The organism is Lactiplantibacillus sp. DA1 (genome assembly GCF_032681335.1).
GTDB lineage: Bacteria > Bacillota > Bacilli > Lactobacillales > Lactobacillaceae > Lactiplantibacillus.
In genome coordinates this window covers 110,209-132,629 of the sequence record NZ_JAWHTQ010000003.1, presented here as the reverse complement: position 1 = coordinate 132,629, position 22,421 = coordinate 110,209, and the positions used below count along the sequence as shown (strand labels likewise).

The following is a 22,421-nucleotide window of genomic DNA, read 5'->3' as shown; positions in this document are numbered from 1 at the left end:
AAGTAAGGTGTGCAACGTGAAAAGTGAAGTACAGGGAATTATTCAAGATTTATATCAAGAATTAGCACCAACTGCAGCGAATCAAGAAATTCGGGTAGCACTCTTGAAGGCACACCAACAATTGAAACAGGCGCCTCAGCTTGACCATGTCCTGATTAAGCAGTTGACGAGTAAGCTGACTTATAATATTTTTACCAAACAATTATGTTTGACGCCAACTGAAAATTTATTAGTCAGTGAATTGTTATCTGTCAGTCATCGTTTGAGTGCGTAATGGGCCAGTTGCACGTCTTGGAGGTGGTGCGACCATGCGAAGAATCTTAGCAATCAGTAAAGCGCTACTGACGACCGGGTGGTTAATTACGATTGTTTTGGCATTATACGAGTTTAGTCGTCAGGTTAAGCGGTCGTTTTTCATGTAGTGTATTTGGTACGAATCTGCTGACCATCCTTAGTAGTAAGTAATAAAAGCCCCATGAATTAACTAGTTACAAAACTAGTTAATTCATGGGGCTTTAGTCATGCATGATTTACTCATTAATCCTACTAAATGATAACTAGTATCATATGTACTCGTTATTTTACTTAGATTGTTATGGCAAATCTTAGGAGACTGTAACTGCTGATTAGATCGACGATGCTTTCAATTGATTATGGTAATCAGTCGAAACTTTATTATTCCATTCATGAATAACACATCCGCTGAATCCGAATTGAACCCGCTTACGACTGGCCGTATGATAGTCTTGTAAACTTTAAGGGAGATGAATGAAATGGCAGAACAACCATGGGATTTACGCCGGGTACTTGATGAAATCAAGGATGATCCAAAGAACTATCATGAAACTGACGTAGAAGTTGATCCAAATGCAGAACTTTCTGGTGTTTATCGGTACATTGGTGCTGGTGGGACCGTTCAGCGGCCAACTCAAGAAGGCCCTGCAATGATGTTTAATAACGTTAAAGGATTTCCTGATACCCGGGTTTTAACCGGATTAATGGCTAGTCGCCGACGCGTTGGTGAGATGTTCCATCATGATTACCAAACGTTAGGTCAATATTTAAACGAAGCAGTTTCACATCCAGTTGAACCAGAAACGGTCGCTGAAGCGGATGCACCTGCTCACGATGTTATTTATAAAGCGACTGATGAAGGCTTCGATATTCGAAAGTTAGTTGCTGCCCCAACGAATACGCCTCAAGATGCTGGCCCTTACATTACAGTCGGTGTTGTGCTTGGCTCAAGTATGGACAAGTCGAAGAGTGATGTTACAATTCACCGAATGGTACTTGAAGATAAAGACAAACTAGGTATTTATATTATGCCTGGAGGTCGGCATATTGGTGCTTTTGCTGAGGAATATGAAAAAGCTAACAAACCAATGCCAATTACTATTAATATTGGTTTGGATCCGGCGATTACCATTGGTGCGACTTTTGAGCCACCGACCACGCCATTCGGCTATAACGAATTAGGTGTTGCTGGTGCGATTCGGAATCAAGCTGTTCAGTTAGTTGACGGGGTGACCGTTGATGAACAAGCAATTGCACGTTCTGAATACACGTTGGAGGGCTACATCATGCCTAATGAACGTATTCAAGAAGATATCAATACGCATACGGGTAAAGCAATGCCTGAATTCCCAGGGTATGATGGTGATGCTAATCCGGCCTTGCAAGTGATTAAGGTGACGGCGGTGACGCACCGGGAAAATGCCATTATGCAAAGTGTTATCGGGCCATCCGAAGAACATGTCAGCATGGCTGGGATTCCAACTGAAGCAAGTATTTTGCAATTAGTTGATCGGGCTATTCCTGGCAAAGTGCTCAACGTCTATAATCCGCCGGCTGGTGGTGGGAAGCTAATGACCATCATGCAAATTCATAAAGAAAATGAAGCGGATGAAGGCATTCAACGGCAAGCAGCTTTGTTGGCATTCTCAGCTTTTAAGGAATTAAAGACCGTTATCTTAGTTGATGAGGATGTTGATATTTTCGATATGAACGATGTGATTTGGACGATGAACACCCGTTTCCAAGCGGATGAAGACTTGATGGTCTTATCCGGGATGCGAAATCATCCATTGGATCCATCTGAACGGCCACAATATGATCCGAAGTCGATCCGTTTCCGTGGCATGAGTTCTAAACTAGTGATTGATGGGACCGTCCCATTCGATATGAAGGATCAATTCGAACGGGCCCAATTCATGAAAGTTGATGACTGGGAGAAATATTTGAAATAGGCTGCGCAGCTTAATTTGATTCATAATGCTGTTTAGCTCGTAATTTTAAAAGATTAAATTTCTAATAGTGCAAGGAGCCGCCAGACCAACGGAAGTGTGCTGGTCGGGGGGCTTTTTTGCTGTCAAAATGAAGGGAGCATTTACCTCGTGAACAAGAAAACGATTGGCTTTTTCAGCGGAATCGCTGTGTTTGCTATTATTTACTTCCTACCGATTGCCGGCTTATCAGCTAAGGGTCAGATAGATTTGGCGCTTAGTTTGATGACGGTCGTCTGGTGGGCCACCCAAATTGCGCAACCCGCGTTCGTTGGTGGGATTTATTTAATGTTACTTATTATTATGAATGTGGCGACGCCATCCCAGGTTTTCTCGTCGGCATGGACCGGTTCGATTATGTGGCTTGTGATTGGGGCGTACTTGATTGCCGGTGCAGTTAATGAATCTGGACTGGGCCAACGAATCGCGTACGCATTCATTATTAAGTTTGTGCGTAGTTGGAAAGGAATTGTGATTTCGATTTTTGCACTGACTTTTATCTTAGCACTATTGATTCCTCATCCATGGCCACGGGCTTTCATGATTATGTCTGTCATTACGGTGGTCGCAGAAACGGCGAAGATGCCGAAACGCGACTTGGCTAAATTAGGGCTAGCAGTATTTGCAGCATCCTGTCCACTATCGGGAGTATTCTATACTGGTGATACATCATTGAATCCGCTAGCCGTACAAGCTTCTGGTCAGAGCGTCAACTTCGTTTCTTACTTCATTTACATGGGTGTCCCAATGATTATTGCGGCCGTCTTAACGATGTTTCTTTTCTTATTCCTTTTCAAGCCTAGTCAAGAAGTTCATATTGACGTTGAAGCTTTAAAGCAACAACAAGCCCAATTAGGTGGTATGACGGGGAAGGAAGTTCGGACGATTATTTGGTTGATCATTGCGATTGCACTTTGGTTAACGAGTGGTATCACTGGCTTGGATGTTGGTTGGTTAACGTTAATCGTTGCGCTGATGATGAGTCTTCCAGTCGTGGGTGGTATCTTAACAGCCAAGTCGTGGGAAGGCGTGCCCGTAAACGTGCTCGTGTTCTTGACTTCGGCGATTGCGATTGGGAATGTCGGTGGTGTAACTGGTATGAATAACTGGATTGCTAAGACCTTGATTCCAAGCAATTTACCAACCAATATTTACTTATTAGCGATTGTGATTACCGTCTTCGCTATGATTATCCACATGTTCATGGGTTCAGTTATTGCGGTAATGGGGATTACGATTCCGGCCTTCGTGGCAGCGACAGCCCACATGGGAATTTCACCGTTGGCCGTCTCGTTATTAGTCTTCTCAGTAACGAACTTACACTATATTTTACCGTTCCATAACCTAGCTGTCTTAGTTGGGAGTGACCCCGATACTGGTGGTGGTTACACACAAAAAGACGTGATGCGCTTAGGAATTCCACTGACAGCGGTTGTCTTTGTCGTCGCGTTAGTTGAAATGTTCTGGTTCCATTTAGTTGGGTTAGCATAAGCGAATCAGTGTTAAAAACCTCCTTTCAAACGGCTAATCTGTCGGTTGGAAAGGAGGTTTTTTTAGGATTGCTGGTTAGTCTGAACGGTCAAGTAGTCGATCAAGTCAGTCAGTAATTGATTACCCGCACGCTGGGGATAAATAAAGTTCAGTTGACTGATAAACGGGATAGCCAGTGAGCGCATAACCACGTGTTCCGTCATGAATGGAAGGACCGACTGTTTAAATAAAAAGGTCACGTTATTGTGGTTGAGAATACCTAAGAGCGTTTCGATGTGTGTACTTTCAAAGAAAAATTGTGGGGTCATTCCTTGACGTGTAAAAAGTGCATTAATAGGTTCGTAAACACCAGAGCCTGGCGGTAAAGTAGCGATTTTTTGACTGGCCAAATCCTGTATCCGAATGACAGGTCGGGTAGCTAAGGGGTGATCACGCGGCAGAATGATTTTTAGTTCATCTGCGAGTAGTGGCTGCTTTTGAAATTCGGTGGGTTGCAGTTGGGTCGTCTGAGTGTCACGAATAATGGCCGCTTGCAGTTCACCGTTCAGCAAACGCTTAACGATTTGATCGCCTTCATCTTCGATAATTTTGATTGCGGTATCGGGATGTTGATTGTCAAAAGCAGCAATTTTTTTGGCGATATTATATTGACCTGAAATTGGGATGGCACCAATGATCAGGTTGGCAAACGTGGTTGGTCGGTTCGGTGCCAAATCGTGCATCATGGTCTCGTAATCAGTAATCATTTTATGCGCGTGATGATAAAACGTTTCACCAGCTGGTGTGATTTGTAAGCGACGTTTGTTGTGTGTATCTAGTAATTTGATATTAAGTTCATTCTCGAGGGCGCGCATTCGTTTGGATAATTCTGATTGTGATAAGTGGAGTTCGACGGCAGCGTTAGAAATGTGGCGTAAATCGTACACCATCACAAATGCTTGGAGGTCATTAATGGTCATGGCAGTCACACTTTTCTTTAGGTTAGATTCTATTTTAACACCGATTAGGAGGACAGCCTAATTAAGCAATGGTATAAATTAGTATGAATATTATGGGGCAGTTACGGTAATCAAAATATTAATTATATTTTTTAATGGGAATGGGTCGTTAATAAAATTGTGGTGTCGATGAACAGTTGCTAGTGCTAATGATTATGAGTCGTGACTCGATCATAGATGGGAGCTAGTGCCGTGACACTGACTAATTCTGAGCAGATATAATAATGTTAGTGTTGTAATTAGAAATTGGCGAATGGTTGGTAATTATGAAGAAGTGGAATAGCTAATTTTACTTGCTTTTGGTACCGAATCCGGCAAAATGAAAGGGTTCCAGTGGCTGTTATTTTTGATCAGGACGCTGGTCATGGACTGGACAATACTTTGTAAAAGGGGATTGGTTGAGCATGTCAAAAGCGCTTAGAGTAATGATGGGGATTACGATGTTGACTGGGGGAGTCTTGGGTCAAGCAATCGCGGTGCACGCCGCCGTTGGTACGACGCAAACCAAGCAAGTAAGGTAAGTGGCGCCAGTGGGTAATCTTGCAAGTCAGGTTGAAAACAGTCCGGTAGTTAAGGCTGCAGGCAACCGAGTAACACTAGCAGCCCAAGCGTTAACAACGGCTAGTACGGCATTAACTACAGTAACGGATGCGTTGCCAGCAGCGCAAGCAAATTTAGATGCAACCAATAAAATCTTAGCAAAGAATCAAAAGATTCAGGCACACATGGGGGCCCTTAAACAAGCAGCAATGGTACGCCAAGTTCAGGCACAAAAAGAATTGACTGAACAATTATCAGGACAGACCACCGCACAAACTGCGGTTACTAAGTCGCAAGCCGAAGCGACGCGGTTAGCAACCGCTGTGCAGACGGCCCAAAGTAACTTTGATAAGGATAATAGCGGCGCTAATAAGGTGACGTTACAAACCACGCAGACTAAGTTAAAGGCTGCCCAGCAAACGTTACAAATAGCGCAGTCCACTCTTGATAAAATCAATACGCGTGTTAGTGCGGCTAAGGAAGAGTTAGTTAATGCGAAGATGGAAGTCAGTGGTTCGACTCGTGATTATCAAATTGCGCAAGTTGACTATGATATCATTCTGCCACAAGCAGCTGTTGATCAGGCTAAAGCCAGTTATATGACTAAGATTCAGCGGGTTGCTACTGCTAAGACTAAGCTAGCGGCGGCCCAACGGGATTTAGCTCAGGCCCAAGAGCAGTTAGCGACGGCGCGGGCCCAGACTTTGGCGGCATTGACAGCGGCGACTGAAAAACCAGTGAGTGAACAGCCAGCAATTGAACAACCAGTGAGTGAACAACCAGTGGCTGATCGTGCCACTGACACGTCTGCGGCCGCTAACCAAGCGACTCATCGAGGAGCAGTGGGCAACCAGTCACTGCAACCAGCCAAGCTAACTACAACATCAACACCATATCGAGTGGTTACTAAGTCACGCCAAGCAATCCCAGCCTTAAGAACGACAGTTAACCCGGTAGTGGCCAAACCGGTTACTGAGCGAGCGCAGCCGCGCGTTTCAGCCAAACCGGCTACCTTGCCACAAACTGGTGAACAGACGAACCGTGCGTTGACGGTAATGGGCTTGATATTGTTAACGGCTACTAGTTTGTTAGGATTCAGCAGGCAACGGCAACGTCATCAGACGACTGATTAACGTTAAAATGTGTATGCACGGTACTAGAGTTAAATAAGCGATGATGGTGGGCCAAAATCATGACTAATCAGTTTGGTCGTCGAAACTGAGTAAGTAACTTATCGTTCATAATTAAAAAGTTTTTTCGGAATTTTAATGGTTCCTGAAAGGACTTTTTGAGTGTAATGAGCGGACTCGTTTAGTTAATAAAAAAATGCTAAGAACGCCGGCTTTTCGGCCGGAAATGCTTGCTTGAAAGTGGTCACTGGACTACCATAAACATGGTTTTGAAAAGCCGTAGAATTTTATCAAATAAGGAGTTGAGTTTGTGATGATGATGACGGGAATGATGGTTCTATTTGTATTATTGGTTGGTTTAGTTTTAAGTGGGATTTTCTTCCGATACATGGATACGACTGCCGGTATCTCATTCAGCTCACTGAAATTGACTGATTTGCGGATGGAATTTTTAAACCTAGTACTCGTAATCGGATTATTGATGTGGGCACTGTTTTTAATTCATTAAAATTAATTATTTGAGCTATTTTAGTCAGTCCGGCCGTGGCCGGACTTTTATTTTGGCTAATATTTTAACAATAGCCTGAGGTGGACCACCAAAATACTTGCACTTCAACGTGGAACATCGCTATTATGGTTAAGTGATTATCTATTTAGAAGGGAATGACTAACTATGACGCAGTCGGCATATTGGCAACGGATTGCGGCCAAAGCACAGGCAGAACAGCGACCGTTTTTCAGTTTGGCGCCTATGGAAGCTGTGACGGGGTCCGTTTTTCGCCGCGTTGTGATGCGCGCCACAGCACCAGATGTTTTTTATACTGAATTTACGAATGCGTTGAGCATTACCCACCCGAAAGCTAAGTTTACGACACGAGGTCGATTATACATTGATGAGACTGAAAAGCCACGCCCCATTGTCCAACTTTGGGGTAATAGTGGCGAGGATTTTACCAAAGCTGCGTATGAGGTAAAACGTCAAGGTTATCAAGCGATTGATATCAATATGGGCTGTCCGGATATGGCCGTCATCAAGAATCACAGTGGGAGTGATTTAATTCGACATTTTGACCGGGCCAAAGAAGTGATTGAAGGTGCTCGACAAGCTGATCTTCCTGTCAGTGTTAAGACGCGCTTAGGTTTTGATGACGTGCATGAATATGAGACTTGGATTCCGTTTTTGCTACAACAACAGGTGCCAGTACTGACCGTTCATGTGCGGACTAAGCAGGAAATGAGCAAAGTGCCGGCTCATTATGAATTAATTGATAATTTAGTTCAGATGCGTGACACGTTAGCACCAGCGACACTATTGCAAATTAATGGGGATATCTTGGATTACCAAGCTGGAGTGAAGTTAGCCCAAGCCCATCCTGGTGTTGATGGTATCATGATTGGACGCGGTATTTTCCAAAACCCCTATGCTTTTGAGGCGACCCCACAGGATCATTCAACTCGCGACATGCTGGAGTTGCTACGTTATCAGGTTGATTTATATGATCAATTCATTGGCTTAGGCTTGCAGGGCCACTTTGCGCCACTACAACGTTTTTTTAAGATCTATGTTCGTGGGATGCGACACGCAGCTGAATTGCGTAATGAATTAATGCAAACTAAGACGACTGACGACGTGCGAGCGATTATTGACCGGTTAGAGGCAGCGTTACCAACGGATTAGAACGAATCCTTGTTGACGAACAAACAAGTAAACTCAGGGCACGTTTTAGCATTTTTGCAGAGTGGCAAAGCTTAATATCGTGTATATGCATTGTGCTAGTTAATTTGTCATGAATCATGATTAAAAATGGCTATTTCTAAGTTTAAAAGCTACCAGCTGAAAACCGTGCAATTTAGCGAAAAATCACTTGATTAGTACTTCCTACGCCGGCTTCCAGGCATTCCTGCCAATTGCTGGAACGTGGTGGACGCAGATTTGAGCCGAAGTCCACGTCTCAAATACTGGTCTTCCACTAACCAAGCCAAAGACGCTTGTTAAGTGGAATTTCACCACTGAGCATTGTCAGAAATACCTTCCAGCCGGGATTGTATTTGAATGCAGTTATTGATGGTCTCAACTTTAATTAAACTAGTCGTTGTTTCATATACAGCAACAGCTTAAGATGCAATTGTTAGGGTTGGCAATAACTACAATCAGCTATTCGTTTTTTAGTTGCCATGCTAATATTTAAGCGTTTCAAACCAGTAGATTCAGACTAATGCCATGGTTAGCTAAAAGTTCCACACAACAAATATTCCACAATCAATTGTATCAAGGAGCGTGATTGTTTATCAGCCATTCGAGCGGCCTACCGAAATGTGCCCGGCTTCAACCCGTGGCCCCGCACAGTCTTTTAGACCGGAGGGGCTGGGGGACAATGCTCAGTAGCCAAATTATTCTTAGCTGGAAGCGAATTTCTTCCGGCTTAGAATAAGACTCGTATTTGAGATGACGCGGGTTGGGCGTTAGCTCAAATCGACGTCGGCTACGTTCCAGCAATTGGCACCCAGCCTCGGAGGTCGGCATAGGGCGCGCATATACTGACGAATAGTAATCCAACTAACGGGCATGGTTTAATCATGATTCATACTAAATAATAACAAGCATAATGCATAGTGTATGCACCGCTGAAATAAGCGAGTCATTTCAAGAAAGACTTTTCTTGAAGCGACTCGCTTATTTTTTTGGGATTTAAATTAAAGTAAATCGTTTATCAAGTAAGGTGACCCGTTCAGTGGGAAGGCCAACAACCTGAATCTCACGTTGTTTAGTAACAAAGATAGCACCGTAAATATCAGAACGGTTGGCCGCCCAGCCCGGAATTGGTTGACCCGCAAAGAAGAGTCGGGTGGTTTCGATTTCACCATCAATAGAAGTCTTTGAAAAAACAGTGACACTTTCAAGATCGTTCTGTCGTGGGTATCCCGTCTTAGAATCCAAAATATGGTGATAGGACTGTCCATTAAATTCAAGGTGTCGTTCGTAAATGCCACTAGTAACAGCCGAACAAGGCCCAATGGTGACACTGGCAATGGCGTTGCCACGATCAGTAGTGGGATCTTGGATGCCAACGCGCCATTGACCATCAGCGTGCAAGGGGGAAGTACCGACCATTAGTAGATTACCGCCGAGATTGATCATACCGGCCCGTTGTCCGAATGATTCCCAGTAATCTTGGATGCGATCAGCAATGTAGCCCTTAGCAATCGCACCGAGATCAAGTTCCATCCCTTTAACTTTGAGATAGACACTAAAGTCGTTATCATTGCAGTTGACTTGATTGGGATCAGTCAAGGTTAAACGTTCATTAATGGCTGGTTGTTCAGGTACGTGAGCATTATCAAAGCCAATGTGCCATAGCTTAACTAGCGGTCCAATGAGTGCGTTGAAGCCAAAGTTCTGCCGACTGAGCGCAACAGCTTGATGAACGAGCGTATAGGTGGCGGCACTCACTTGAACTGGGTGTTGACCAGCAGCGTGGTTGATTGCCATAACTTCCGAGGCGGTACGATTGACAGTTAAGCGGTCTTCATAATGGTCAATAAGTTGGCAAGCCGCCTGCAGGTAATGGTCACTATCACTACCAAAGAGGGTTAAATCAATATCAGTACCGAGTGCATGGTGCGCTTGGTGCTGACGTTGCTGGGCGAATGCCGGGATAGCCGATTCACCGTTATAAGCTAAAGTTGTCATGATACCAGTCCTATCTTTCATAAATATCAATTTGTTCAGCAAACTGTACAAAGCTCATTTCGATACTAGTCATCAGATGAATTGTTGGGTTAAATTAGTTTTCCCGCACAATGATCCAACTCATGTTGGATGATTTGAGCCGTAAAGTCATTGAATCGTTGCTGTTGGGGTTTGAAGTGTTGATCCTTGTATTTTACCGTTATCTGATGATACCTACTAGTTGGGCGATCACCTGGTAAGGATAGACAGCCTTCTTTAGTGTCATAGGCCCCATGCTGATCAACAATTTTCGGATTAATCATCACAACGGCGAAGGGCCCCAACTGAACGACAATAATTTGTTTGTTAACACCAATCATATTAGCAGCCATTCCAACACAATTATCAGTGTGGGCGGCAAGGGTATCAAGTAAATCGGTCACGACCTGAGCATCCGCCGGTGTCGCCAATTCGGCGGGGATGCTCAAGGCAGCAGGGTCATGCACAATAGGTCGAATCATTTGACGTTCCTCCATTGTAGTTATTGATGGTGTGCTAGTTTGTCATGGAGCATATTAACTGGCAGACCATGTTAAGTTATTTTATTAGTTTAATTATAGGGAGCGTAGTTCACAGAAGCAAGTTGTTTGCTAGACCGTTAGTGATAAAAAGCTGCTAACGGCACATAACCATGTGTGCCAGATAGCAGCTTTCTTATTCTAATAGGATAATTTAATTGTTGGTGTTAAGGTCCCCGATTTTAATGCTTCATTGGTTGTTGTGGGGATGGTGCTGTGATTAGGGTGCCAGTTAGGGTCCTTGATCAGTGTGATACTGGTTCCTTGATAGTCCAGAGTCAAGCTATTAGCGTTGTTCAGGGTCAACTTAACAACATCATGATCAATTGTAAATGTTGCTTGGGTATCATTTAGTGCCAGATTTGCGTGGCGATGAACTGGTGCGTATCCATCTTGAAACCAAGCAATTTGATGATTAGTATTCAAATATAAGCTTATTGCTGGATTAGCGCTGACCCAGCGGCCTAAAAAATCGTGGGTCGTTACTGAGCGGACAGCACTAATCTTAGACGGCGTTGGTTGAACTGTTTTTGATGATGTATCACTGGTTGAAGAGTGGCAACCAGCAAGTAGTCCGACCAGTAACAGTCCCCCAATCATTCCCCGTATTTTTTGCATAATTATTCTCTCCTCCGATGCCCACATCCCTCAATGAGGACTTAATATTATTATAGCGAATACGTTGGAGGAGTTAAACTAAATAGTCATAAGTTAATTAGTCTGCAACAATTTGGTTGTGTTCAGCTTAATTTTTAACGAATTAAAATACGGTTTAAGCGCAATGAAAAATTTTGAAATCAAGGTATGTCAATGTTAACCAGGTAGTTAATGAGATTGATTAAATATTCTTATTTTAATTCAAAAATGACATAAAAAATAATTTGTTAATATTCGCATGGCGTGCTAAACGGGTGACCAAAGCGATTTGGCGTACACAACTGATTATGTCAGTTGAATTAAGCCATGGGCAAGTTGATAAAAATGAGCTACTATATATAGTATTGATTCAAACAGAACGCACTATCAATTGTATTCAATCAATGACTTTGAAAAGTGGGGAATTAAGATGCTGACAACGACAACTAACGATATATTAGACCAATTACGGTCACTGACTGTTACCAAGCGGGGTGGAGCTCAAACAAAGTTTCATCCGTATAAAATTGACTTTGTCTTACAACAGTTATTGGCAACTGAAGATGAAGTACGAGTTGTCAAGGAGGCGCTGGTTGCGCATTATCAACAGGCAACTGGTATTGATACGCGGGAATTGCGGACAACGGTGATGCAGATTTTGAATGCTCAGGGGCTAACGACGGCGGCTGAAGCTTATCAGAATTATTTTGAGGCTGAACAGCAACGTTTCGCAGCAGCAACGAATGTTCAAGGACGAATTAAAAAGTTGTTTGAGCGCGATGCTAGCGTAGTGCATGAAAATGCAAATAAAGATAGTACCATTTTTAATACACAGCGGGACTTAGAGGCTGGTGCTGCCAGTCGGGCGATGGGGTTAAAGATGTTACCAGATGTCGTTGCTAAGGCTCATCTGCGTGGTGATATTCATTGGCACGACCTGGATTATTCGCCAGTAACTCCTGAGACCAACTGTTGTCTGATTGACTTTGACGGTATGTTCAAGAATGGTTATAAGATTGGCAATGCGGAAGTTGCTTCGCCACGGTCAATTCAAACGGCCACGGCACAAATGGCACAGATTATTGCCAATGTGGCTTCTTTACAGTATGGTGGCTGTTCTGCCAATCGAGTCGATCAATTATTGGCCCCCTACGCGGCAATCAATTATCAAAAACATATGGCTGATGCTGAAAAGTGGGTGGCAGCTGATCAACGCGAAGCTTATGCGCAGGCTAAAACTAAAAAAGATATTTATGATGCGATGCAAGCGTTAGAATATGAGATTAATACCTTGTATTCATCACAAGGCCAAACGCCTTTTACGACGGTCAACTTCGGTCTCGGGACTAGTTGGATTGAACGCGAAATTCAAAAGGCCATTCTCCAAATCCGAATCAAAGGGCTGGGTAAGGAGCATCGTACTGCTATTTTTCCTAAGTTGATTTTTACAATGAAGCGGGGCTTAAATTTGAGTCCTGATGATCCCAATTATGACATTAAGGAATTGGCAATTGAATGTTCAACGAAGCGGATGTACCCCGATCTTTTGATGTATGACAAAATCAAGGAACTAACAGGGAGTTTTAAGACCCCGATGGGCTGTCGATCTTTCCTACAAGGATGGCGCGATGAAGACGGGGTTGAAGTAAATTCTGGTCGTATGAACCTAGGTGTTGTGACGGTCAATTTACCGCGGATTGCGTTGGCGGCACACGGCGATCAACAACTATTCTGGGAAATCTTTGAAGAACGCATGGCTACTTGTCATGAAGCGTTGGCTTACCGAATTGAACGAACCAAGGAAGCTAAGCCAGAAAATGCGCCATTGTTGTACATGTACGGTGCTTTTGGTAAACGACTACCGGCGGGTGGTAATGTGGATGAGCTCTTTAAAAACCAGCGGGCGACCATTTCATTAGGATATATTGGTATTTACGAAGTATGCGCAACCTTTTTCGGTCCTAACTGGGAACATGACGAGCACGCATTGGCATTTGCTGAGACTGTGGTGAAAGCTTTACGTGACAAATGTGCACAATGGGCAGCTGAGAGTGGCTATCACTATAGCCTATATTCGACGCCAGCCGAATCATTGACTGATACGTTCTGCCGTGATGACATTGCTAAGTTTGGTCGCATCGCAGATATTACTGACAAGGAATATTACACGAATAGTTTTCATTACGATGTTCGTAAGCATCCGACGCCATTTGACAAATTGACGCTTGAAGAACGGTTCCCCAAATATGCATCGGGTGGTTTTATTCATTATTGTGAATACCCTAACCTGACACAGAACCCGAAAGCTTTGGAGGCCGTCTGGGATTGGGCTTATAATCATGTTGGTTATTTAGGAACAAATACGTCGATTGATCAGTGCTTTAAGTGTGGTTTTAAGGGAGAGTTCAAAGCGACTGCCCGTGGGTTTGTCTGCCCTGAGTGCGGTAATCACGACCCTAAATATTGTGATGTTGTTAAGCGGACGTGTGGTTATTTAGGAAATCCACAACAACGGCCAATGGTTCACGGCCGTCACGTGGAAATCGCGTCCCGTGCTAAAAATATGTCTCCGGAGATGATTAAGAATGCCGCGCGTTACGAAAGAACCAAACAATCCGATGCCCAAAGAATGGTTAGCAAAGGACTTAAGTGAACAATACGTTGCTGATTATAAGGCATTTAACTTTGTTGATGGTGAGGGGGTCCGGTGTAGCCTGTACCTAAGTGGTTGCCCGTTTCATTGTCCCGGTTGTTACAATGTGGCTGCTCAAAATTTCCATTATGGACAGCCTTATTCACAAGCGCTAGAAGATCAGATTATTGCGGATCTCAGTCAGGACTATGTACAAGGGTTAACATTGCTCGGTGGTGAACCCTTTCTAAATACTCAGGTAGGAATTCGAATTTGCAAACGGGTGCGTGCAGAATTTGGTCACACGAAAGATATTTGGTCGTGGTCAGGGTACACGTGGAACGAGCTACAGCAAGAGTCTGAAGATAAACTTAAAATGTTATCGTTAATTGATATTTTAGTGGACGGACGATTTTTGCAAGATAAGATGGATCTTTCCCTACAATTTCGGGGGAGCTCTAATCAAAGAATTATCGACGTTCCGAAGTCATTAGCAAATGGAAAAGTTATCATCTGGGATAAGTTGGTTAAATAATATCGAAATCAAAAAAACGTTGTGACGTGGTGGTCACAACGTTTTTTGTCGTGGCTGATATAAGGCTTAAATATAATTAGAAATAATTTTTTTAATTAAAGTGTGCAACTATGTCTCGATATTTTAGTTAAAAGCGGTTATACTTTACAAGAGTCATCAATTTATATTGACATAAATAAATCATTAAAAGCGAGGCTTTATGAATGTATCGTTTTTTTGTTCAACCCCAAATTGATCATAGCCAAAAAGCTGTTTTTGGTTATGAATTATTACTACGTAAAGAGATGAATGGTCAGTGGGCCGTTCCCAAATCATTTACTGAATTATCATTAGATAAACAGGCCAAGCTTCTAGAACAACTTGCTAGTCAGTTGCAGACTAAGGTAACTAATCAAGTTTTAGCGCTTAATTTAAATCGGCAACAAGCTGAAGACGACCTCATGTTAGGCACGATTATTTACTTAAAGAAGCGCTTGAATCCTGCTGCGCTAACAATTGAATTAACGGAAAGTTCGTCGTTAGCTGAGATTCAAAAATATAGCCTCTTTTTTCATCAACATGACATCAAGTTAAGTATTGATGATGTTGGTACGGGTTCGAACACGTTTGAGAACATTCAACACGCGCTACCATTTATTGATCAAATCAAGTTTGCAATGCAAAACCTGCGGATGAGTGGGCAAGCAGACCGTATCCCACGAGAATTAGCTTTTTGGCGGGATGTTGCTCGCGCCTATCACTTAGAGTTTATTCTGGAAGGTGTTGAAAACCTGGGGGATCAAAAGATGGCAGAAAAGCAAGGTGTTGAATGGCACCAAGGCTATTATTATGGAAAACCGCGGTTAGTCGACGATGGTCGTCAGTTAGTGAATGGCGGCTGCTAGGAAAGGATTCTTACGATGACATGGTCTAATTGGCGGATTTCGCCGTTCGTAACGAGCATTTTCTTCATACTAGGAGTGTTGACACTTTACTGGGTTCTTTATAATTGGATTACGACTTGGCTTCACGCCCGACATATTAATATTGATGATGATACGGTCAATGCTTGGCATGGTGTGATTTACATGCTGACCTTCGTATTTGTCATGCAACTGTCGGTCGTTGGTCAAGCGGATAGTTGGGAGTTTGTCAACTTTCACTTGATTGCCGTGGTATTTTGCTCATTTTTCTTGAATATTCGAATGCCGTATTATTCATTGTTACCGGTAGTCATACTGTACATGGTTTTTGATCGTTCCATCTTTTTTTGGGAGTCGTGGGGCTATGCCGTAGTCTTCGTCCTATTTTTCTGGAGTATGAACTATTTACGGCTGTGGGTGCCTAAGCATAAACATTCCTGGCTATACTACTATGGTGCGATAGCTTTTTATGGCGGTTTTCTGTGGTGGCTAATCAAAACCAAGTATTCATTGGATTGGGATACTACCTTACAAGAATATGTATACCTCATGATTTTTGCTGGTCTATTGTATGCTTACGTTAATATGCTGACGCAGGATAGTGAAATCAAGTTGCGGTTGGCACAATTTGCTAGCCATGATGCGCTAACTGAAACGGAGAACTTTGCGGCTTATACGGAACACATTAAGTATTTGTTCGATGACAGTGCTAAGAATAACCTCAACCTTTCGATGATGATGTTTGATATTGATCATTTTAAACAAGTCAATGATACGTACGGACATTTAGCCGGCGACCGAGTCTTACAGGAAGTTGCCGCAACAGTCAAGACTGTTTTGGAAGCGAATGATGAGAAAGTCAAGCTTTATCGGACGGGCGGAGAAGAATTCAACGTGTTGTTTCCTGGATATGATTTAGCTAGTACGCGAGTAATTGTTCGACAGGTCTTTGACGCGGTCAATCACCTTGTTATTAAGTACGAAGATCAAGAAATTGTTGTTTCGATTTCCGTTGGCGTTTCCACATTACATCAAGCTGATGGTAGTCCGGTTGATTTCTATAATCGGGTCGATCAAAACCTCTACTTTTCAAAGCGGCATGGGCGAATGCGCGTGACCTTTGAGTAGCTAAGTCTTTAACCTTGAAAAAGGCATGATAGTATTAACTAGATGAGTTAGCAGATTAAATTCTGATAGCTCATTTTTTGCAACTAATTGTAGCAGTGCTTGCCAGGTTTCAAGCGTAAGTTGGCCTTGTCAGTCAGACCGAATGGTAAGTCGAAATATTTGATAACTTACTATTGACACATTCGTTAATCTAGAGATAAATACGAACCTAGGAAAATATTGGTGGTATTAATCAATGATACTAGCTAATTAGGGGCATCGTTCGTTAATTGAGTTTACAAATGAACGCTAACAAATGTAAACCTTGGTTAAAACTGTTAATTATGCTGGTATTCTAGTTTAATTATGGTATGGTTTATGGTGTGAAGATAACAATCAACGACTTAAACTAATTGATTTACATAGATAAAGGACAAGTTTTGTGTATTACGTTTGTTAAGGTTATTTAAATACGGATAAGTAGCAATTCAAATATTAAGGAAGTGAGAAGTGTGCCAGTAACAATTAGCTCATTAATTCCCGTCGTTGCACCGGTTAAACGTCAAGTCATTAATGTGACGACCCTGGCCAATACGGTTCACTTATATGGGTTACTGGGTTTTAGAAAGCAAATTCTACCAGCAACGGATCAAATCGTTGCCCCCTTTGCTGGGGTTATTACAGCAGTTGCGGTTGACCAACGGTTAATTGGATTTTGCGCAGCTAATGGGCTAGTAGGCTGGTTGCGGATTGGGCAATTGACAAGCGTTTTGGAATCGCCTACATTTAAGTTTAAAGTTAGACCGGGTGACCAAGTCGTTGCCGGTCAGATGCTGGTCGAAGTGATGTCAATACTGGCACAACGTCGCCGACTATCAACAACAACAGTTGCATTGACAATCAGACATGCCGTTATACGAATTCGTGAACAATTATTGGCGGCCAGTAATCATGTTGATCCAACGGGGACGGTTATTTCAGGGATTACAACAAGTATGGCCGGTAATCACCGGGTGGCGACGATTGGGCCACCTCAACTAGATTAACTTCTTTGATAATGAGCAATCGACGTTTCTAGATACGGGGTGTGTCTAGACGTCACGCTTCGACGCAGTCCATTTATTGGATAGTAGTGGCTGAGGTGTGCGTTGTAATAACGCAGTTAGGGGCAGTGCTGGATTTTTAAATCAGTACTGGTTCACAAGGTCGTCGTACTGGTAGGTATGGCGTCGCTGATGTTATAAGGTATTAAGATAAGCAGTTTAGTGTAGCAGTAATTGGTCAGCGATTAAGTTTTGGCAGACTTATAAGCACAACTGTTACCATAAGTGAAATAATACCGGGTGGTGCCTAAATCAATAGCAGTTATTGTAATCACTTGGTAAATTGAAATTACGACGGTCAAAGGTTAGGCCAAGTTTACCAAAATGGTTGTGGGGGTATAACTATTTTGGCAATGTTTTATCGTCGCGTTAAATTAAGGTAGAATTAATTGTTTGGTTTACGAACAAATCACTTGCTTTTACTTGGCAGTCCAGTTTATTATGACGATAAATTGTGAAGGAGTGATTCGTATGGATACAACGACGTTTAATCAAACTGAATTAGCCAAATATAATGGTCAAGATGGTCAACCCGCATACGTTGCGGTTGATGGTGTCGTTTATGATGTAACGGGGGTTGCAGCATGGGCTGGCGGTAAGCATCATGGTAATCTTGCTGGGCAAGAATTAACCGCAGTTATTGATACCAAATCACCACACGGTCGTAAAGTTCTAACGGGATTGAATGTCGTTGGTCAATACGTGACTAATTAAGGTATTGAAGACTTGTTGAACAAGACCAGTCTTTTGTTAGCAGTAAGGCAATTATTAAGTAGCTACTAGTGTAAAATTAATTGTTAGCGGATCATCGTTTAAAAGCAGATGTGGCTGATAAGATGAACATACTGGACCGACATTACTGAAAGCGAATTTCAGTAATGTCGGTTTTTTGATGGTAACGATAGCGTTAGGCCAAATGATGGTATTAAGTTGTGTTTATGAAAATAAAAGTGTAAACATCGAAATACATGATTCAGTATTAGTTGTAATCAGGCTTATCGAATCAATAGTAAAAACGTACTTTGTCAAAGTGTCAGACACCCCAGTGATTGTTTATACAATTGTTTTTAGGGCTTTATTGTTTATACAGCCATATAAAATAAATTATATAAACAGTTGAATGTTCTATGTAAAAGAGTGAAAATAGAGTTGAATTAAAGGAAAGTTAATAAACTATGTTTAGGTGGGATTAACGATGGAACGTAAACGGACGCATTTTAAAATGTATAAAATTGGTCGGCGGTGGGCGTTTGCTTGTGCGGTAATTTTAACGTTAGGGACAACAACGCTTATGGCCAAGGCCGATGATGGGGCGGCTGAGGCGACAACAGACTCAAACTCAACGAGTTCAACTATAACTAAATCAGTTACAACTAAAACACAGACGTTAAAATCTTCAGCAACTAAGAGTTCCTCGCAAGCTAGCACGGATACGGCTAGTCAAAAGCAACCGGTTTTGGCTGGTAAGGATACTGAGCATTCCACGGTCATGACTAGTTCGGTTGCTAATTCGACAGTGGCTGCGGATGCCAGTGCTGATTCAAATTCGACTAAGAACGCAAGTACTACGAGTCAGGCGGATGAGACTAATGCGACTATAACGACTAACGTAAGTACAAAGTCAATTGACGCCACGAGTAATGATACTAGTTCCAAGACTACGGCTAATACGGTGGCTGGCACAGTTAGTGATCAATTAACCACTAAGCCAGCAACCGTGGATGCTGTGACTGATCAGAAAAATACCAATACAGTGACAACTCAAACGACTAATGTCAGTACATCCGCTGCAGTAGCTAAAACAACTGCGACCACAACTGATAAAATAGTTAGCCCGCAAACGGCTGCGAGGGCGTTGACACAAGTAGTAACGCAAACTAATGACGCCGTTGCCGATGGTGGTAACGTGACGGATGACTACCCTGATTTACATAACATGCTCGGTATTTCGTCCCAATTCCATATTTTTGCACGTGAAGCTGAATTACATGCACATACCAATGGCAATATTGCTGTTCAGAACTTGGTCGGCAATGTTAATTTTGGGACAAACATTATTGAAGAATTATTGGATAAAGATATTTCTTATATTCAAAATATTAGTAATATTGCTGGTAGTTCTTTTGTTTCAGCTGGTGAAACGCGGAGTAATAAAGTTATTTTTGGTGAGAATATCGATATCGATGTTTCGAATCCTAATCGGCCAATGGTCAACGGTGTCTATATCGATCATCTATTAGCATCTGAAGTTTATCAAGATAAAGCTGGCAATGTTTATATTGATTTTGATGGAGAGTTTGCTAAGTTGGAAAAGTTGAGTACAAGTCTCAGCGAACAGCCAGCTAATGTAACTTATACTAGCGATAGTTTTGAAGATATGAATCAACGGGTTATTGATGTAACCGACATGCAGCCTGATGCGAATGGTCATATTGTGATCAATCTGTCAGCAGATGTCTTAAATACGAGTACGCCTTTGACGATCAAAGGACTGTCAGCTGATGCTGATGGTCATACGGTGATTATTAATGTTGATACAGCTGGAGCAGCAACTTATCAGGTTAATTCACAAATTAAAGTTATCTATGATGATGGAACGGAACGTAACAATAAAGAAACTGAAGATTTTGGTGACAACCATTTGCTTTGGAACTTTTACGATTCAACTGCGACTGACAAGCTGGCTAGCGGTGTAATTAGCGTGGATCGTCCGTTCCAAGGGAGTATTTTAGCCCCGGCGGCAGAAATTGATGCAAACCAAAATATAGATGGCAACTTAATTGCCAATAAAGTCAATGTGCGAGCGGAAACGCACCGTTGGGATTTACAGGATAATGTCGACAACGGCAATGGTGAAGAACCTGGTGACAACGGCAATGGCGAAGAACCTGAGCCAGACTACGATAAGCCAGTACCGCCAACGATTGATGTTGAAATGCCAAGTGATGGCGGCAATGAAGAACCGGAATATGAAAAGCCAGTCCACCCAAGCATTGATATTGAAATGCCAAGCGATGGTGACGAAGCGGAACCGGAATATGAAAAGCCAGTCCACCCAAGCATTGATATTGAAATGCCAAGCGATGGTGACGAAGCGGAACTAGAATATGAAAAGCCAGTTCATCCAAGCATTGATATTGAAATGCCTGATTTTGATGATATTGAAGATGAAACCGAAGCTGAAGAGGCCGAAGAAGAATTTGAAGATGACATTGAGGATGAAATTGAAGCTGGTGTGATTCCTGATGAAGTTGTTGACCAAATCGAAGAAGAAGTCAAAAATGAAGTTACATCAGACTGGGTCACGGACGAAACAGTGACTGAATTAGAAACGGCATTTGAAGAAGTTCAAAAGGAAGCAGTCGTCGGTAATCAGATCAAGGATGAGAGCAGCCTGATTAACTTGATTGATCAAGCAATTGCGCGGGCCAAGGCTCATCACAATACGGTGTTAGTTGCACAATTACAAGCCTTACGGACTAAGGTTGCTGCTGCGTTAGGGGTTGCTCAAGGCCAATCGCTACCACAGACTGGTGAAAATACTAATCAGTTGATTAGTTTGGCGGGTATCGCATTAGCTAGCACTTTGGTGTTAGGTGCAACGATTGTCAGCCGACGGAAGCGGCAGAGTTAAGAACTAGAATAATATTTTGAAAAACTGTTGATTTGACGAGGGTAACCTAGCGAACCGACAGTTTTTTTGAACTAAAAAAGTCACTAAACCAAATTGGCCTAGTGACGCTCAATTCTATCTACTCCATGACCGACCTAATTCCTTGACCCCAAATGCGCCACTAGTTAAACGTGGTATAAATACTAACCCCCATTAGTATTTATAATAATCATTATAAAGATTTTAGCATATTAGTCAATATTTATTCGAATGTATATTGATGGTATGTTGAAATCTATTTACGGATTATTTTCGTCAACTAAGTTAATCAGCCTAAAGTTAAGTGGGCGTAGGCTAAAAATTGAATGATGTTAATGCTCATCCAGTTAATTGGGGTTAGTAATGTTTAATTACGAATTAATTCGTTGAAATTGAATTTGTTAGGAATGAAGTGCGATTCAGTGTATTCGAATTGCCGACCTTCATCATTAAAGGCGATGCTAATCATGTTACCGATACAGTTGTTATCGTCGAGCGCTAGTTGTGCTTTATCAAGTTCAGTTGCGGTTTCGACACGAAGCATTCTTTTAACAACCGCAATTTTGAGCCCGTTTTTTTTGAAATGTTGATAGATTGAGTGTTTAGCAATCGCCATAGTCAGTGTAGGCGTACGTTGTGCATTGAAATAGTTAATATCAAGAACGGCGCGAATACCATCAACGATTCGGACGCGTTGGATGGCATATACTGGAATACCGACCTCAAAGGCGGTGTGTTCACTAAGAGCTTGATCCACAATTTGCTGGTGAAAAGCAACGACCTCAGTCTGATAATCAAGATGCCGCTCTGCGTTGAGACTTTGTAGGCCGTCAAGATTATTTAAGGCCAGATTGAATTGTTGTGTTTGTGGTGTATGTTCCAGTAGGACTACGCCACGGCCCTTAACACTATAAACCAGGCCTTCTTTTGCCAGCTGAGCAATGGCTTTACGAACCGCATAGCGGCTACTATCAAATTCTGTTATTAATGCGTCTTCAATTGGAAGACGCATTTTAACGCTATATTTACCTGTTAGAATACGTTCTCTTAAAATGTCATAGATTTCATTGAATGTTTGACTACCCATTTGAATGCCTCCGACCATCATGTGATTAATTTAATTATAACAAATAATGATTGCCAAAAACTAAAATAACGAATAAAT

The 22,421-nt window shown here is 42.3% G+C and carries 19 protein-coding genes; 14 read left to right on the top strand and 5 right to left on the bottom strand.

The features are described 5' to 3' along the window. Window positions 1-16 precede the first annotated feature (16 nt). The 4 genes from RXV91_RS05665 (at window position 17) to RXV91_RS05650 (ending at window position 3,773) form a co-directional block, all read left to right on the top strand. On the top strand, window positions 17-274 hold the full coding sequence (locus tag RXV91_RS05665; RefSeq protein ID WP_316439060.1) for a bacteriocin immunity protein: 258 nt from the start codon (window positions 17-19) through the stop codon (window positions 272-274). A gap of 34 nt (window positions 275-308) precedes the next feature. Then, on the top strand, window positions 309-422 hold the full coding sequence (locus RXV91_RS05660) for a hydrolase (RefSeq protein WP_316439059.1): 114 nt from the start codon (window positions 309-311) through the stop codon (window positions 420-422). A gap of 351 nt (window positions 423-773) precedes the next feature. Beyond that, entirely contained in the window at window positions 774-2,246 is a 1,473-nt protein-coding gene (locus RXV91_RS05655) for a UbiD family decarboxylase (RefSeq protein ID WP_316439058.1), read from the top strand. Between the two features lie 147 nt (window positions 2,247-2,393). Continuing rightward, a complete protein-coding gene (locus RXV91_RS05650; protein ID WP_316439057.1) occupies window positions 2,394-3,773 on the top strand; it encodes an SLC13 family permease in 1,380 nt (459 codons plus the stop codon). A 62-nt stretch (window positions 3,774-3,835) separates the two neighbouring features. Here RXV91_RS05650 and RXV91_RS05645 read toward each other — a convergent pair whose 3' ends face one another. Continuing rightward, window positions 3,836-4,732 carry a LysR family transcriptional regulator gene (locus RXV91_RS05645; RefSeq protein WP_316439056.1) on the bottom strand — a complete coding sequence of 299 codons (897 nt, stop codon included), beginning with the start codon at window positions 4,730-4,732 and terminating at the stop codon, window positions 3,836-3,838. Between the two features lie 560 nt (window positions 4,733-5,292). Between RXV91_RS05645 and RXV91_RS05640 the strand changes: the two genes are divergently transcribed. The 3 genes from RXV91_RS05640 (at window position 5,293) to RXV91_RS05630 (ending at window position 8,119) form a co-directional block, all read left to right on the top strand. Beyond that, the gene (locus RXV91_RS05640; protein WP_316439055.1) at window positions 5,293-6,444 is read left to right on the top strand and encodes an LPXTG cell wall anchor domain-containing protein; all 1,152 of its coding nucleotides are present in this window, start codon (window positions 5,293-5,295) and stop codon (window positions 6,442-6,444) included. A gap of 310 nt (window positions 6,445-6,754) precedes the next feature. Beyond that, on the top strand, window positions 6,755-6,949 hold the full coding sequence (locus RXV91_RS05635; RefSeq protein WP_021731016.1) for a hypothetical protein: 195 nt from the start codon (window positions 6,755-6,757) through the stop codon (window positions 6,947-6,949). A gap of 165 nt (window positions 6,950-7,114) precedes the next feature. Next, window positions 7,115-8,119: a tRNA-dihydrouridine synthase gene (locus RXV91_RS05630; RefSeq protein ID WP_316439054.1), complete on the top strand. Its 1,005-nt coding sequence runs from the start codon at window positions 7,115-7,117 to the stop codon at window positions 8,117-8,119. A gap of 1,011 nt (window positions 8,120-9,130) precedes the next feature. Here RXV91_RS05630 and RXV91_RS05620 read toward each other — a convergent pair. The 3 genes from RXV91_RS05620 to RXV91_RS05610 all read right to left on the bottom strand — a co-directional run bounded on the left by RXV91_RS05620 (window position 9,131) and on the right by RXV91_RS05610 (window position 11,307). Further along, window positions 9,131-10,132: an FAD:protein FMN transferase gene (locus RXV91_RS05620; RefSeq protein ID WP_316439053.1), complete on the bottom strand. Its 1,002-nt coding sequence runs from the start codon at window positions 10,130-10,132 to the stop codon at window positions 9,131-9,133. 89 nt (window positions 10,133-10,221) lie between these two features. Beyond that, window positions 10,222-10,632: a peptide deformylase gene (locus tag RXV91_RS05615; protein WP_316439052.1), complete on the bottom strand. Its 411-nt coding sequence runs from the start codon at window positions 10,630-10,632 to the stop codon at window positions 10,222-10,224. A gap of 198 nt (window positions 10,633-10,830) precedes the next feature. Further along, the gene (locus RXV91_RS05610; protein WP_316439051.1) at window positions 10,831-11,307 is read right to left on the bottom strand and encodes a hypothetical protein; all 477 of its coding nucleotides are present in this window, start codon (window positions 11,305-11,307) and stop codon (window positions 10,831-10,833) included. Window positions 11,308-11,755: 448 nt separating this feature from the next. Here RXV91_RS05610 and nrdD point away from each other — a divergent pair, with 448 nt between their 5' ends. From nrdD to RXV91_RS05575, 7 genes are all read left to right on the top strand, one after another. Beyond that, window positions 11,756-13,978 (top strand): anaerobic ribonucleoside-triphosphate reductase, encoded by a 2,223-nt coding sequence (gene nrdD, locus RXV91_RS05605; RefSeq protein WP_316439307.1) that lies wholly within the window; start codon window positions 11,756-11,758, stop codon window positions 13,976-13,978. Next, window positions 13,911-14,492 carry an anaerobic ribonucleoside-triphosphate reductase activating protein gene (gene nrdG / locus RXV91_RS05600; protein ID WP_316439050.1) on the top strand — a complete coding sequence of 194 codons (582 nt, stop codon included), beginning with the start codon at window positions 13,911-13,913 and terminating at the stop codon, window positions 14,490-14,492. Before nrdD ends, nrdG begins: the two co-directional genes overlap by 68 nt. Window positions 14,493-14,695: 203 nt before the next feature. Next, window positions 14,696-15,376 carry an EAL domain-containing protein gene (locus RXV91_RS05595; RefSeq protein WP_316439049.1) on the top strand — a complete coding sequence of 227 codons (681 nt, stop codon included), beginning with the start codon at window positions 14,696-14,698 and terminating at the stop codon, window positions 15,374-15,376. A gap of 15 nt (window positions 15,377-15,391) precedes the next feature. Continuing rightward, window positions 15,392-16,522 carry a GGDEF domain-containing protein gene (locus tag RXV91_RS05590; protein ID WP_316439048.1) on the top strand — a complete coding sequence of 377 codons (1,131 nt, stop codon included), beginning with the start codon at window positions 15,392-15,394 and terminating at the stop codon, window positions 16,520-16,522. A gap of 491 nt (window positions 16,523-17,013) precedes the next feature. Next, window positions 17,014-17,547, top strand: a complete 534-nt coding sequence (locus RXV91_RS05585; protein WP_316439047.1) for a PTS glucose transporter subunit IIA — start codon at window positions 17,014-17,016, stop codon at window positions 17,545-17,547. 528 nt (window positions 17,548-18,075) lie between these two features. Further along, the gene (locus RXV91_RS05580; protein WP_316439046.1) at window positions 18,076-18,318 is read left to right on the top strand and encodes a cytochrome b5 domain-containing protein; all 243 of its coding nucleotides are present in this window, start codon (window positions 18,076-18,078) and stop codon (window positions 18,316-18,318) included. Between the two features lie 481 nt (window positions 18,319-18,799). Further along, a complete protein-coding gene (locus RXV91_RS05575) occupies window positions 18,800-21,238 on the top strand; it encodes a collagen-binding domain-containing protein (RefSeq protein ID WP_316439045.1) in 2,439 nt (812 codons plus the stop codon). A 385-nt stretch (window positions 21,239-21,623) separates the two neighbouring features. Here RXV91_RS05575 and RXV91_RS05570 read toward each other — a convergent pair whose 3' ends face one another. Then, window positions 21,624-22,343: a UTRA domain-containing protein gene (locus RXV91_RS05570; protein WP_316439044.1), complete on the bottom strand. Its 720-nt coding sequence runs from the start codon at window positions 22,341-22,343 to the stop codon at window positions 21,624-21,626. Between the last annotated feature and the right edge of the window lie 78 nt (window positions 22,344-22,421).